This is a genomic window from Microbacterium pygmaeum (assembly GCF_900100885.1).
Classification (GTDB): Bacteria; Actinomycetota; Actinomycetes; order Actinomycetales; family Microbacteriaceae; genus Microbacterium; species Microbacterium pygmaeum.
The window spans coordinates 3348193-3361382 of the sequence record NZ_LT629692.1 but is presented as its reverse complement, the minus strand read 5'-3'; the positions used below and the strand labels follow the sequence as shown (position 1 = coordinate 3361382).

Annotated in this window: 14 protein-coding genes; 1 reads left to right on the top strand and 13 read right to left on the bottom strand. The window is 69.4% G+C overall.

Annotated elements, in window-relative coordinates; genetic code table 11:
• The first annotated feature begins 22 nt into the window (after positions 1-22).
• Positions 23-904: a bifunctional methylenetetrahydrofolate dehydrogenase/methenyltetrahydrofolate cyclohydrolase gene (locus tag BLT19_RS16100; RefSeq protein ID WP_091492357.1), complete on the top strand. Its 882-nt coding sequence runs from the start codon at positions 23-25 to the stop codon at positions 902-904.
• Positions 905-913: 9 nt separating this feature from the next.
• Here BLT19_RS16100 and BLT19_RS16095 read toward each other — a convergent pair whose 3' ends face one another.
• The 13 genes from BLT19_RS16095 to BLT19_RS16035 all read right to left on the bottom strand — a co-directional run bounded on the left by BLT19_RS16095 (position 914) and on the right by BLT19_RS16035 (position 13144).
• On the bottom strand, positions 914-1648 hold the full coding sequence (locus BLT19_RS16095) for an amino acid ABC transporter ATP-binding protein (RefSeq protein WP_091492354.1): 735 nt from the start codon (positions 1646-1648) through the stop codon (positions 914-916).
• Positions 1645-2499 (bottom strand): amino acid ABC transporter permease, encoded by an 855-nt coding sequence (locus tag BLT19_RS16090; protein ID WP_231917693.1) that lies wholly within the window; start codon positions 2497-2499, stop codon positions 1645-1647. Before BLT19_RS16090 ends, BLT19_RS16095 begins: the two co-directional genes overlap by 4 nt.
• Positions 2500-2533: 34 nt before the next feature.
• Positions 2534-3406, bottom strand: a complete 873-nt coding sequence (locus tag BLT19_RS16085) for an ABC transporter substrate-binding protein (RefSeq protein WP_091492351.1) — start codon at positions 3404-3406, stop codon at positions 2534-2536.
• Between the two features lie 147 nt (positions 3407-3553).
• Entirely contained in the window at positions 3554-4585 is a 1032-nt protein-coding gene (locus BLT19_RS16080; RefSeq protein WP_091492348.1) for an RNA polymerase sigma factor, read from the bottom strand.
• Positions 4582-4962 carry a YciI family protein gene (locus BLT19_RS16075; RefSeq protein ID WP_091492347.1) on the bottom strand — a complete coding sequence of 127 codons (381 nt, stop codon included), beginning with the start codon at positions 4960-4962 and terminating at the stop codon, positions 4582-4584. The genes BLT19_RS16080 and BLT19_RS16075 overlap by 4 nt, the downstream gene beginning before the upstream one ends.
• A 101-nt stretch (positions 4963-5063) precedes the next feature.
• On the bottom strand, positions 5064-5636 hold the full coding sequence (locus tag BLT19_RS16070) for a hypothetical protein (RefSeq protein WP_091492346.1): 573 nt from the start codon (positions 5634-5636) through the stop codon (positions 5064-5066).
• 41 nt (positions 5637-5677) lie between these two features.
• Complete coding sequence (locus tag BLT19_RS16065; protein WP_091492345.1) at positions 5678-6475, bottom strand: transglutaminase-like domain-containing protein; 798 nt, start codon at positions 6473-6475, stop codon at positions 5678-5680.
• Positions 6476-6560: 85 nt separating this feature from the next.
• A complete protein-coding gene (locus tag BLT19_RS16060) occupies positions 6561-7364 on the bottom strand; it encodes an HpcH/HpaI aldolase family protein (RefSeq protein WP_091492344.1) in 804 nt (267 codons plus the stop codon).
• Complete coding sequence (locus BLT19_RS16055; protein WP_091492342.1) at positions 7349-8134, bottom strand: fumarylacetoacetate hydrolase family protein; 786 nt, start codon at positions 8132-8134, stop codon at positions 7349-7351. Before BLT19_RS16055 ends, BLT19_RS16060 begins: the two co-directional genes overlap by 16 nt.
• 105 nt (positions 8135-8239) lie before the next feature.
• Entirely contained in the window at positions 8240-9382 is a 1143-nt protein-coding gene (gene hpaD, locus BLT19_RS16050; protein WP_091492339.1) for a 3,4-dihydroxyphenylacetate 2,3-dioxygenase, read from the bottom strand.
• Between the two features lies 1 nt (position 9383).
• Complete coding sequence (gene hpaE, locus BLT19_RS16045; RefSeq protein ID WP_091492336.1) at positions 9384-10904, bottom strand: 5-carboxymethyl-2-hydroxymuconate semialdehyde dehydrogenase; 1521 nt, start codon at positions 10902-10904, stop codon at positions 9384-9386.
• A gap of 18 nt (positions 10905-10922) precedes the next feature.
• Positions 10923-11600, bottom strand: coding sequence for a GntR family transcriptional regulator (locus tag BLT19_RS16040; RefSeq protein ID WP_091494262.1), 678 nt, complete (start codon positions 11598-11600; stop codon positions 10923-10925).
• Positions 11597-13144 (bottom strand): fumarylacetoacetate hydrolase family protein, encoded by a 1548-nt coding sequence (locus tag BLT19_RS16035; RefSeq protein ID WP_091492333.1) that lies wholly within the window; start codon positions 13142-13144, stop codon positions 11597-11599. The genes BLT19_RS16040 and BLT19_RS16035 overlap by 4 nt, the downstream gene beginning before the upstream one ends.
• Positions 13145-13190: the final 46 nt, after the last annotated feature.

Here is a 13190-nt window from a genome sequence, read left to right as displayed (position 1 = left end):
GCCAGATCTCGAGGAGAATGACATGACCGCACATGTACTGGACGGCCGCGTGGCCGCCGCCGCCATCAAGGACGAGCTCGCAGAGCGCGTCGCGGCGCTCAAGGAACGCGGGGTCGTCCCCGGCATCGCGACGGTTCTGGTGGGGGCAGATCCCGGCTCGCAGCTGTACGTCGGGATGAAGCACAAGCAGTCCGAGGCGATCGGGATGAACTCGATCCAGCGCGAACTGCCCGCCGATGCGACCCAGGCGCAGCTCGAGGCCGTGATCGACGAGCTCAACGCCGACCCCGCCTGCCACGGGTACATCGTGCAGCTGCCGCTGCCCAAGCACCTCGACACCGACGCGATCCTCGAGCGCATCGACCCCGACAAGGACGCCGACGGGCTGCATCCGACGAATCTGGGTCGGCTCGTCCTCAACGTGAATGCGCCGATCACCTCGCCGCTGCCGTGCACGCCGCGCGGCGTCATCGAGCTGCTGGTGCGCAACGACTACGACCTGAACGGCAAGCACGTCGTCGTCGTGGGCCGCGGCGTCACGATCGGCCGCTCGATCGGGCTGCTGCTCACGAGGCGCGAGTACAACGCGACCGTCACCCTCACTCACACCGGAACGCAGGATGCCGGACGGTATCTGCGCGAGGCGGATGTCATCGTCGCGGCCGCCGGGGTCAAGCACCTCATCACCGCCGCCGACGTCAAGCCCGGCGCCGCCGTGCTCGATGTCGGGGTCACGCGGGAGACCGATCCGGAGACCGGCAAGTCGAAGGTCTCCGGCGACGTGGCGCCCGATGTCGCCGAGGTCGCCGGCTGGCTCTCGCCGAACCCCGGCGGCGTGGGCCCGATGACCGTCGCACTGCTGCTGCTGAACGTGGTCGAGGCAGCGGAGCGCGCGAGCGCCTGAGTCGTCCGCTCAGGCATTGAAGCGGGTGAGGAACTCGCGCGTGCGCGCTTCGCGCGGCGCGCCGAGGATCTGGGCCGACGGGCCCTCCTCGACGATCACGCCGCCGTCGAGGAACACCACGCGGTGGGCGACATCACGAGCGAACGCCATCTCGTGCGTCGCCATCAGGATCGTCGTCCCGTCCTCGGCGAGCTGGCGCACCAGCTCGAGCACTTCGCCGACGAGCTCAGGATCCAGCGCCGAGGTGATCTCATCCAGCAGCAGGATCTCGGGGTCGGTGGCGATGGCACGCACGATCGCAGCGCGCTGCTGCTGGCCGCCGGAGAGCCGGTCGGGATGATCGTTCGCCTTGTCCGCGAGCCCGACACGCTGCAGCAGCGCCATGCCGCGCTCCTCGGCCTGACGTTTGGGCACCTTATGCACGACCCGCGAGGCGAGCGTGACGTTCTGGAGCACCGAGAGGTGCGGGAAGAGGTTGTAGCTCTGGAACACCGCCCCGAATCGCGCGCGGACACGGTTCGCGTCGACACGCGGATCGGAGATGTCCTCGTCGCCGAGGAGGATCCGCCCGTCGTCGATGGATTCGAGCAGCCCCAGGCAGCGCAGCAGGGTGGACTTGCCCGAGCCGCTCGCACCGATGACGGCGACCACCTCGTGCGGGGCGAGTTCGAGCGAGACCCCGCGCAGCACCTCGCGCTCGCCGAAGGCCTTGTGCAGCTCCTGGGCCCGCAGCAGCGCGGTCACAGGACGGATCCGGTCTGCTCGCGCTCGCGCAGCCGCGCGGCGTACCAGTCGGTCAGGCGGATGGTCGGGATCGCCAACAGGATGAACAGGATGCCGGCCACCACGTACGGCGTGAAGTTGTAGGTCTGCGACGACTCGATCTTGGCGGCGAGGACGGCATCGACCGCGCCGAGGATCGAGATCAGGCCGACGTCCTTCTGCATCGCGACGAAGTCGTTCATCAGCGGCGGGGTGATCTTGCGCAGCGCCTGGGGGAGCACGACGCGGGTGAGGGTCTGCGTGTAGCCGAGGCCGAGCGCGCGCGCCGCCAGGCGCTGGGACGGATGCACCGCTTCGATGCCCGCGCGGATCACCTCCGACACGTACGCCGAATACGTCAGGGTCACCGCCAGCGTTCCCAGGACGATCACCGGTATCCGGGTGTTGGTCAGCGTGGGGATCCCGAACCCGACGATGTACAGCACGATGATGAAGGGGAGCCCGCGGAAGACGTCGGTGTAGACGGCGGCGAGCACCCGCAGCGGGAAGAACACCGGGCCTGGAAGCGTGCGCAGGAACGCGATCAGCAGTGCGCTCACCGCGACGGTCGCCAGCGACAGTGCGAGCACCTGGAGGTTCAGCAGGAACCCGTCCCACACTCGCGGGAGCGCCTCCCACGCGATCTGCGGGTTGAAGAAGGCCTGCTGCACGCTCGCCCAGCCCGGCGTCGACAGGACGGTGACCCAGACGAGCACCGCGAACGCAAGCGTGGAGGCGATCGCCACGAGCACCGACCGGCGCGCCCGGTGCTGCCGGTAGCTGCGGCGGTCGAGCTCGAGTGCGCTCGGAGTGCGGGGCGTGTACGTGCTCACGGCACGACGGTACTGGAGTGCGTGCGGGGCCGGCTCACTTCAGGAGCGTCACACCCGAGCCGGCGCCCAGCCACTGCGCCGTGATCTCCTCGAGGGTGCCGTCTTCGCGCAGCTCGTCGATGGCGGCTGAGACGCGCTCGGTGAGCACCGAATCCTTCGCCAGCACGACGCCCCACTCGTCTGCGATGCCACCGGCGGGCAGCTCTCCCACGATGAACGAGTTGTCGATGTAGAGCGCGGTCGCCAGGAACGCCGTGGGAAGGTCGATGACGAAGCCGTCGAACTGGTTCGCGTTGAACGCGGCCACCGCGTCCTCGTTCGAGCCGTACAGCTTCGGCTCGACCGTGGGCTGGATGACGTCCTCGATCGTCTGGGCGCTGGTCGAACCCGCCATCGCGCCGAGGGTCACATCCTTCAGTCCGGCGATCGAGTCGACGCCGTCGAGCGGCCCGCCGTTGATGCCGACGACCGCCTGGCTCGCCGCGTAGTACGGCGAGGAGAAGTCGACGGCCTGCTTGCGCTCGTCGGTGATCGTGTACTGCTGGATGTTGAAGTCGAAGTTCTTCGGGCCCGGTGCGATCGCCGCCTCGAAGCTGGTGCGCACCCACTCGACGTCCTCAGGGGCGAAGCCCAGCTTGTCGGCGATGGCGTAGGCCACGGCCGCCTCGAAGCCTTCGCCCGAGGACGGGTCGTCATCCACGACGTACGGCTCGTAGGCGATGTCGCCGGTGGCCAGCGTCAGCTTGCCGGGCGTGATGTAGCCGGCATCGGACGTGGCGGACTCGGTGCTCTCGCCGGACGGCGCGGCCCCGGACGCGCAACCCGCGAGGGCGAGGGCGGCCAGGGTGATGCCGATGGCGGCGGTGCGGATGCGGGCGGGGCGGCGCGATGCGTTGCGTAGGGACAAGGGTGCCTCCAGGACTCGGGTGCCCGTGCCGCGCTCCTGCTGTGGACGCGGTTGGACTCAGTCCATTTTGTCCGCTCTTGGGGGCGACGGCGGCCGAACACGTCGCTTTGTTACACGCTCGTCACGGTCGCAGAGCGATCCGGGAGCTCAGCGCCGAGCCTCGGCTGCGGCCAGCGCGGCGCGCGCGCCGGCGGTCGGCGCGACGGCGACGAGGCCCCGATACAGCCGGACGAGGGTGTCGGCGTCCAGTTCGCCGGTGCGGGCGCGATCGCAGTGCACTGCCTGGATCGCCGCCTCCAGCTGGAATCTGCCGAGCGGTCGGCCCAGCGCGTGCGCGCGAGAAAGCAGCATCCGCCCTTCCGTGATGAGCGCGGCATCCCACTGCGCGGGGTCCTGCTCATCCAGGGGTGGCCAGGGCTCCACGGACCGCGCCGGGGCGCGCGACTGGGCGAAGGTGAGCAGCGCCGCCAGACCCCAGGCCTCGGGCTCGCTGTCCAGCAGGCTCGCCAGCAGCACGGCGAGCCACCGCGCTTCGTCAGCGACCGACGTGAGCGCCGTCTCGCCCTGGTCGAGCCAGTCGATCGCGTAGGCGCCGTAGATCGCCTCCAGGACGGCGTCCAGGCGCGAGGGCATGTCGGCACGCGTCGGCATCACGAACGGGATGCCGGCATCGCGGATCCGGCGCTTCGCGCGCACCAGCCGCTGCGCCATGGTGGCAGCCTCCACCCCGAAGGCCACTCCGATCCGGCCGGCGTCGAAGCCCAGCACTGTCTGGAGCATCAACGGCGTGCGGATGGACGGGTCGATGGCGGGGTGGGCGCAGGCGAACAGCAGCTCGAGTCGCTTGTCGGGGATCGTGTCGCGGTCGGCGAGGATCGCTGCGGCGTCGCGCTCGTCGGCTTCGAGCAGCTCCTCCAGCAGCGACGTGCTGGTGCGTGCGGCAGCGGAGCCGAACAGGTCGCGGAGGCGATTGCGGGCCACGGTGACCAACCACCCTTCGGGATTGTCCGGGATGCCGGCATCCGGCCACACCCGCAGTGCGCGTTCGAAGGCATCGGCCAGCGCGTCCTCGGCGAGGGGGATGTCGCGCGTCGCGCCGGCCACGACGGACAGGAGCCGACCGTACGAGTCGCGGGCCGCACGCTCGGCGGCGGCCCGCGATCGGTCGGTCGCGGTCATCGGTGATCGAAGCTCGTCCAGGCGCCGTCGACGAACCGCGTCCCCACCGGACGGATCTCCACGGCCCCCCAGTTCACGGACGGAGCCCTGCCGGCCCATTCGATCGCGCCGTCGAGGTCGTCGACCTCGATCACGAACGTCCCGCCGAGCTGCTCCTTGGTATCGGCGAACGGGCCGTCCTGGACCTGCAGCGTCTCGCCTCCGCGGACGGTCGTGGTCGCCGACGAGGGCTGCAGCACCTCGGCGGAGCGCAGCACGCCGGCGGCATCGAGCGCCTTGGCGTATTCGTCGAACTCGCGCATCCCCTCGGCGAGGGCTTCGGTGCCGAGGTCGTCGGCGGACATCTCGGGGTAGTGCAGCAGCAGTGCGTAGCGCATGATCTCGTCCTTCGGTGTGAACGGCCTTCGGTTCCGAGGGCCTCTGACACTGTGTTGACGATCGAGCGGCGTCGCGATCGACAGATCCGCGGATGGCGGTGTCAGCTCTTACCGAGTTCGTCCAGCATGCGGCGCTGCTCCTCGGTGAGTCCGTCCTGCAGTTCCCGGCGCGCTGCGCGGGTCTCGGGCGTCGGGACCGCGGGGATCGCGGTGGTCTGCAGTGCCGCAGCTGCGGCCCGTCCGCCGGTCGCCCGGTCGTAGAGGGCACCGGCCCGGGCCTCGACGCGGTCGTCGATCGCGTCGTAGATCGCCCAGCCGATCACCAGGATCACAGGGGGCAGCACGTACCCCCAGAACGCGCCGAAGAAGCCCCCGCCGATCGTGATCCCCGAGAAGACGACCGCGAGGATCCACACCAGGAAGGCCACCGCGAGGACGAGGACGAACTGCACGACCTTCTCGCCGACCTTCGTGCGCTGGCCGGCGGATCTTGCGGCCATGGACTGGAACCAGCGGTGGATGAGCGGCTTGATCCAGATCGTGAGCGCCGTGACGAGGATGCCCGCCCACAGCGCCGACCACCCGACGCGCGCGGGGGTCAGCCAGCCGATGACCAGCAGCACCACGATGTTGAACAGGAGCAGCGAGACGAACCGCACGACCCATTTCCTCATGGGTACAGCGTGCCACGTCCGCCCCGGCGGGACGAGACCGCTCAGTGCATGACGACGAGTTCGCTCAGGTCGTCGTTGGGGAGGGTGTCCACGATGGCCGTGACCTCCATGCCGGTCAGGGTCACTCGGCCGGAGATGGTCGTGAGGAATGCCGAGTCCGCGGCATCGCGCCCGGTCGCGATCCGCACGAGGGACGAACGCGGAGCAAGGGTCGTCGCATCGACGACCCGCCACGCGCCGTCGACCCATGCCTCGGCGACCGCGTGGAAGTCCATCGGATACAGACCGGGCGCGTAGACCGAGACCAGCCGCGCGGGGATGTTCAGCGCGCGCAGCAGGGCGACCGTGAGGTGTGCGTAGTCGCGGCAGACGCCCTGACGCGCGAGCAGCGTCCGGATGGCACCGTCGGTGGGCAGGCTCGAGCCGCTCACATACGCGAGATGCGTCCCCACCCAGGACGCGATCGAGGTCAGCAGCTCCGTCTCATCGGTGATCCCGCCGAACTCAGCGAAGGCGGTCGGGCCGAGGGCGTCGGATTCGGCGTACCGGCTCGGGCGGCGATAGACCACCAGGTCGGTGGCATTGGCCACCGTCGCCTCCGCCTCGCCGACGATCGAGGCGTCGTAGGCGGCGACGAGGTGACCGACGGGGCTCTGCACCCGGTGCAGGCGCGTGCCGTGCGCATCGTTGATCTGCTCGAACTCGAGCGCCTGGCCGTCGAGCGTGAAGGAGATGTGCTCGGCGACGGGGGTGTGGTGGCGGCTGACGGCCATCGAGAACACCATCTCGGCGGGCTCGGTGATGTCCAGTTCGATGCGGCTCGCGACGTCTCTCTTCATGCTCACAGCGTGGCACGTCGACGTTACGGTTGTGGGTCGCGGTCGGGGGCTTGACACCGACGGCGCGTCCCGCCGGGTCCTCCGATCAGTACGAGGCGCGGGCGGGGTCGTCTGCAGCGGGGATGAAGCGGGCTGCCAGCGCCTCCGATCCGCGCGCCAGAAGGGCCACGTCCGCCCCGACGAGCACGAACGATGCGCCGGCGGCGAGATACCGGTCGGCGACGGCCGGGTCGAAGGCATTCACGCCGACCGGTTTGCCTGCCGCGCGCACCGCGTCGAACGTGCGCAGCACCGCCGCCTCGACATCGGGATGCGTCTGCTGGCCGAGCACCCCCATCGAGGCGGAGAGGTCGGAGGGGCCCACGAACACCCCGTCGACGCCGTCCACGGCGGCGATCTCGGCCGCGGCATCCACTCCCGCTGCGGTCTCGATCTGCACGAACAGCGAGACATGGTCGGCCGCGTTCTCGAGGTATCCCTCGACGCGGTTCCACCGCCCCGAGCGGGCCAGGGCGTTGCCGATCCCGCGGCCGCCGAGCGGGGGGTAGCGGACGGCCGCGACGGCCGCCGCCGCCTCCGCCGCGCTGGAGATCATCGGCACGAGGAGATTCTGCGCACCGAGGTCGAGCACCTGCTTGATCGTGACGACGTCGCCGATCGGCACCCGCACGAGCGGCGTGATCGGGTACGCGGCGATGGCCTGCAGCTGCGCGAGCACCGATTCCAGGCCGTTGGGGGAGTGCTCCATGTCGATGAGGGTCCAGTCCATGCCGGATCCGGCGCAGATCTCGGCCACCAGGGGCGAGCCCGAGCACACCCAGATGCCGGCAAGGGGGCGGGACGCCGCGGCCAGCGCATCCCGGAAGGTGGGGTCTAGACGAAGCGGCATGTGATCCTTCCCATCGGTCCGTAATCGCAGAGGACATCGTCGCCGCGCGAGACCCACATCGGCCTCGTGAACGATCCGGCGAGGATGATCTCACCCGCTTCGAGCCGGGCGCCGTGATGGGCGAATTTGTTGGCCAGCCACGCGACGCCGCGGGCCGGGTGATCCAGCACACCCGCTGCGACACCAGTCTCGGTGATCTCGCCGTTGCGGTAGAGCAGCCCGGGCACCCAGCGAAGGTCGATCTCGTCGGGCCGTTTGTGCACGTCACCCAGGACCATCGCCCCGTAGGCGGCGTTGTCCGAGATCGTGTCGACGATCGTGCGCCCCTCCAGCTCGATGTGGGAGTTGAGGACCTCCAGGGCGGGGACGGCATAGTCGATGGCCGCGAGCGCGTCATCGAGGGTGCACTCGGGTCCTTCGAGCGGATGCTTCAGCACGAACGCCAGCTCCACTTCGACGCGCACGTTCGAGAAGTTCGACACGGGGATCTCGGCACCGCTGCGATACACCGTGTCATCGAACATCACGCCGTAGTCGGGCTCGCTGATGCCGGTGGCCTCCTGCATCGCCTTCGATGTCAGGCCGATCTTGCGGCCGACCAGTCGGCGTCCTGCGGCGATGTTCTGATCGCGCCACACCCCCTGGATGGCGTACGAGTCCTCGATCGTCGCGTCCGGGTGGCGTGCCGTGATCCGGGGGATCACGGCGTGTGTGCGATCGGCCTCGGCGAGTTCGCCCGCGATCGCGGCGATCGTTGCGTCATCCAGCATCCGTCGTCCTCCTTCGGCGGTCGAGCGCGCCGCGAGACTTCGCAGATGTCTCCGAAACGCCCGCCGGACGTGACATCCGCGAAGTCTCGCGGGGCGTGCGGCCGGTCACAGCTGGTTGCCGAGCTTGTACTCGCCGGCGTGCTCGTCCGGCCGGGTGTAGCTGAACCCGTCGGCGCCGATCGTGACGGCCATCTCGCTGGAGTCGGTGCGCGAGTGCACCGGCTGCGGATTGCCGTCCAGATCCAGGACGAGGGATGCCTCCGTGTACCAGCTGGGGACCACGGGGTTGCCCCACCAGTCGCGTCGCTGGTTGTCGTGGACGTCCCAGGTGATGACCGGGTTGTCGGGGTCGCCGGTGTAGTAGTCCTGCGTGTAGACCTCGACGCGATGGCCGTCGGGGTCACGCAGATAGAGGTAGAACGCGTTGCTGACGCCGTGGCGGCCGGGCCCGCGCTCGATCGCGTCGGACCGGCGCAGCGCGCCGAGCTTGTCGCAGATCGCGAGGATGTTGTGCTTCTCGTGCGTCGAGAAGCAGACGTGGTGCATGCGGGGTCCGTCGCCCCCGGTCATCGCGGTGTCGTGCACGGTGGGCTTGCGGCGCATCCACGCGGCGTAGACCGTGCCCTCCTCGTCCTGGATGTCCTCGGTGACGCGGAAGCCGAGCGACTGCATGAAGTTGACGGCTCGGGGAACGTCGGGGGTCACCTGGTTGAAGTGGTCCAGTCGGACCAGCTCGCCGGGGATGTAGAGGTCGTACCGCCACGAGAGGCGCTCGACGTGCTCGGTCTGGAAGAAGAACTCGTACGGGAAGCCGAGCGGATCCTCGACACGGACCGAATCGCCGATGCCCTTCGTGAAGCCGTCGGAGCGCCGTTCGACGCGGCATCCGAGTTCCTCGTAGAAGGCGACCGCGCGATCGAGGTCTTCGGGGCTGCGCACGCGATAGGAGAATGCGGCCACCGCGGCGATCGGCCCCCGGCGCAGCACCAGGTTGTGGTGGATGAACTCCTCGGTGGAGCGGAGGTAGATCGCCTCGTCGTCCTCCTCGGTGACGTGCAGCCCGAGCACATCGACGTAGAACTCGCGCGAGGCGGCGAGGTCGGTGACGACGAGTTCCATGTACGCGCAGCGCAGGATGTCCGGCGGAGCGGCCTGCGGCGTCGGCACCGGGTTGCCTGAGAAGATCGGCGCCTCCTGCGAGACGAAGAATCCCGACGAGGTGCGGGTCATGTGCGAGCGGTCGGTCATCTCAGGCTCCTTTGCCGAAGGTCGGGTTGTGGGCCTCGCCGAGCGTGATGTGCACGGCCTGCTGGTCGGTGTAGAAGTCGATGGAGCGGTAGCCGCCCTCGTGACCCAGTCCCGAGGCCTTGACCCCGCCGAACGGGGTGCGGAGGTCCCGCACGTTGTTCGAGTTGAGCCACACCATCCCGGCCTCGACCGACTGGGCGAAGTTGTGCGCCCGCTTCAGGTCGCTCGTCCACACGTAGGCGGCCAGCCCGTACCTGGTGTCGTTGGCGAGCGCGAGCGCCTCCTCGTCGGTGTCGAACGGCGTGATCGCGACGACCGGGCCGAAGATCTCCTCCTGGAAGATCCGCGCGTCCGGGGCGACGTCGGCGAAGACCGTCGGCGAGACGAAGTTCCCGGTCTCGAATCCGTCGGGGCGGCCCCCGCCGGCCACGAGCCGGCCCTCCGTCTTGCCGAGCTCGACGTAGCGCATCACCTTGTCGTAGTGCTCGGGATGCACGAGTGCGCCGACCTCGGTCGCCGGGTCGTGCGGATAGCCCACGATGACGCGGGATGCCTGGGCCGCATAGCGCTGCACGAACTCGTCGTAGATCTCGCGCTGCACGAGGATCCGCGAGCCCGCGGTGCAGCGCTCGCCGTTGAGCGAGAACACGCCGAAGATCGTCGCGTCGATCGCCGCCTCCAGGTCGGCGTCGGCGAACACGACCGCGGGGGACTTGCCGCCGAGCTCCATGGACAGGCCCTTGAGGAAGGGCGCTGCGTTGCCGAAGATCAGCTTCCCCGTCGAGCTCTCACCGGTGAACGAGATGAGGGGGACGTCCGGATGCTTCACCAGCGCGTCACCCGCGTCCTCGCCGAGCCCGTTCACGAGGTTGAAGGCGCCCTTCGGGAGCCCTGCCTCCTCGAAGATCCCGGCCCACAGCGACGCCGACAGCGGCGTGAACTCCGCGGGCTTGAGCACCACCGTGTTGCCGGTGGCAAGGGCCGGGCCCAGCTTCCACGACTCGAGCATGAAGGGCGTGTTCCACGGCGTGATGAGCCCGGCGACGCCGATCGGCTTGCGGTTGACGTAATTCAGCTGCCGCCCGGGGACCTTGAACGCGTCATCGGTCTGCGCGACGATCAGGTCGGCGAAGAAGCGGAAGTTCTCCGCCGCCCGCCGGGCCTGACCCAGCGCCTGTGTGATCGGCAGACCCGAGTCGAACGACTCGAGTTCGGCCAGGCGAGCATCGCGCGACTCGACGATGTCGGCGATCCGGTGCAGGATGCGGGAGCGTTCGCGCGGCAGCATCCGCGGCCAGGGTCCCTCGGTGAACGCACGCCGGGCGGCCGACACGGCCCGGTCGATGTCGGCCTTCTTGCCGGCGGCCGCCTGCAGATATGTCTCGTTGGTGACCGGATCGAGCACGTCGAACGTGTCGCCGTCGATCGAGTCGACGAACTCGCCGTCGATGTAGTGCTGGACGCGCGTGGGCAGGTCGTCCGGCACGCGGTGCGCGTCCGTGACCAGGGTGGTCTCGCTCAAGGGGTACCTCGCAGATTCTCAGAGGGCGGGGAGGCCGAAGGCCTCGTCAGGATGTTCGTGGATGAGGTAGGCGTCGAGGGTGGCCGACCGATGGCGTCGCGCCACCTTCTCGATCTCGCCCAGGGGGGCGCCGCCCTCGATGAGCCGGAGGATGTTCTCGTGCTCCGCGACGGACTCGGCGGCCCGGCCGGGGACGAAGCTGAACGTCGAATCGCGGAGGTGACCGAGCCGCCCCCACTCCGCGTTCACGAGCTCGAGCACGCGCGGGTTGGCGCACTTCGAGTACAGGATCGCGTGGAACTCATGGTTCAGCGCGGTGAAGGACTTGGGGTCGAAGTGGCCGAGCGTCTCGATCATCCGCTCGTTGAGCTCCCGGGCGCGGCGGATGTCGTCCGCGTCCAGGTGCCGTGCGGCCAGCGCGGTCGCGGTGCCTTCGAGGATGCCGAGCGCCTGCATGCTGAAGCGGTACTGCGAGTCGTCCACCATCGAGACGTGCGCGCCGACATTCCGCTCGAACGTGACCAGCCCCTCGGCCTCGAGCTGGCGGATCGCCTCGCGCACCGGCACGACGCTCATGTCGAGCTCTCCGGCGATCGAGCCGAGCACGAGCCGGTAGCCGGGCGTGAACTCCTGGCCCGCGATGCGCTCCTTGATCCACCGGTACGCCCGCTGCGATTTGCTCTGGGTGGATGTCATCGACTCCGCCATGCGTCGTACCTCGCCTTCCACTCGGCGTCGGGCGGGAAGAGGCCGTCGACCGGATGCCCCGCAGCGACCTGCTCCGCGATCCAGGCGTCCTGCTCCTCCTGCTCCAGCGCCGCATCGGCCACCTCCTCGGCGACGGCGGGCGGGATCACGAGGACCCCGTCCGAGTCGCCCACGAGGATGTCACCCGGCTGGATCGTCGTGCCGCCGCATCCGATCGTCACATCCACATCCCACGGGACGTGCTTGCGGCCGAGCACCGCGGGGTGTGCACCCGCGGAGTAGACCGGGATGCCGATCGCGGCGACCGCGTCGTAGTCGCGCACCCCGCCGTCGGTGATGATGCCGGCCGCGCCGCGGGTCTTCGCGCGGAGCGCGAGGATGTCGCCGAGCGTGCCGGAGCCCGTCTCGCCGCGGGCCTCGATCACGAGGATCTCGCCCTCGGCCACCTCGTCGAACGCCCGCTTCTGCGCGTTGTAGCCTCCGCCGTGCGAGGCGAACAGGTCTTCACGGGCGGGGACGAACCGCAGGGTCTTCGCCGTGCCGACGATCCTCGTGCCGGGGTGCATGGGGGTCACGCCGTCGATGGTGACGTTGTTCAGTCCGCGCTTGCGCAGCTGGGCGCTGAGTGCGGCCACCGGGACGCCTTCGAGCTTCGCGCGCAACTGCGCACTCAGAACAGGGGATCCGGCCGGAACAGGAGCATCGGCCGCGGATCGTCCTGCGCTCGCCGGATCTCCTGTCGCCGAGGCCTCGACCGTCGGCAGCCCTGCAGCCTTACGCGAACCCCACGCCTCGGCGCGCTGAGTGTCGTCGACGGCGGGAAGCGATCCGAGAGCCGCGTCGAAGGATGCTGCGCCCTGGGTCACCGTGGTGCGCAGGCGCCCCGAGGTCACCCCGAGGTCCGGTGCGTCGACCTCCACCTCGACCACCGACCCCGGCTCGACGACGGACGAACCCGCAGGCGTGCCGGTGAGGATGACGTCGCCGGGCTCGAGCGTGAAGTGCTGGGAGAGGTCGGCGACGATCTGCGCGAGCGGGAAGAGGAGTCCGGCTGTCGTGTCATCCTGTGCGAGCTCACCGTCGACCCAGGTGCGCACGCGCAGCGCGCCGGGATCCACCGCACGCGCATCGATCAACGCCGGGCCGATCGGCGTGAATCCGTCCCCGCCCTTCGAGCGGACGTTGGATCCCTTGTCGTTGGCGCGCAGGTCGTACAGGCCGAAGTCGTTGGACGCCGTCACCCACGCGACGTGGTCCCACGCGTCGGATCGCGCGACACGCTTCGCCGCTGTGCCGATCACGAGCGCGATCTCGCCCTCGAACGCGAGCAGCTCGGTGCCGGCGGGCCGTTCGATCTCGTCGCCGGAGGCGGCGAGGGAACTGGACGGCTTGAGGAAATACGACGGTGCATCGGGCCGGCGGCCTCGCTGATCGGCCCGGGACGCGTAGCTCAGGTGGATCGCGATGATCTTGCCTGGACGCGTGGGCAACGACCCGAACGCGTCGGTTCCGGCATCCGTCGAATTGCTCATGAGCCCCCTCGCTCTTGCGTGATATCCGAAATCGTATATTATCTGA

Excerpts from the sequence above, each read along its gene's own strand:
- BLT19_RS16100 (WP_091492357.1), top strand. The coding sequence starts at position 23 with ATGACCGCACATGTACTGGACGGCCGCGTGGCCGCCGCCGCCATCAAG.
- BLT19_RS16080 (WP_091492348.1), bottom strand. The coding sequence starts at position 4,585 with ATGACCGCGACCGACCGATCGCGGGCCGCCGCCGAGCGTGCGGCCCGC.
- BLT19_RS16075 (WP_091492347.1), bottom strand. The coding sequence starts at position 4,962 with ATGCGCTACGCACTGCTGCTGCACTACCCCGAGATGTCCGCCGACGAC.
- BLT19_RS16070 (WP_091492346.1), bottom strand. The coding sequence starts at position 5,636 with ATGAGGAAATGGGTCGTGCGGTTCGTCTCGCTGCTCCTGTTCAACATC.
- BLT19_RS16065 (WP_091492345.1), bottom strand. The coding sequence starts at position 6,475 with ATGAAGAGAGACGTCGCGAGCCGCATCGAACTGGACATCACCGAGCCC.
- BLT19_RS16060 (WP_091492344.1), bottom strand. The coding sequence starts at position 7,364 with ATGCCGCTTCGTCTAGACCCCACCTTCCGGGATGCGCTGGCCGCGGCG.
- BLT19_RS16055 (WP_091492342.1), bottom strand. The coding sequence starts at position 8,134 with ATGCTGGATGACGCAACGATCGCCGCGATCGCGGGCGAACTCGCCGAG.
- hpaD (WP_091492339.1), bottom strand. The coding sequence starts at position 9,382 with ATGACCGACCGCTCGCACATGACCCGCACCTCGTCGGGATTCTTCGTC.
- BLT19_RS16040 (WP_091494262.1), bottom strand. The coding sequence starts at position 11,600 with ATGACATCCACCCAGAGCAAATCGCAGCGGGCGTACCGGTGGATCAAG.
- BLT19_RS16035 (WP_091492333.1), bottom strand. The coding sequence starts at position 13,144 with ATGAGCAATTCGACGGATGCCGGAACCGACGCGTTCGGGTCGTTGCCC.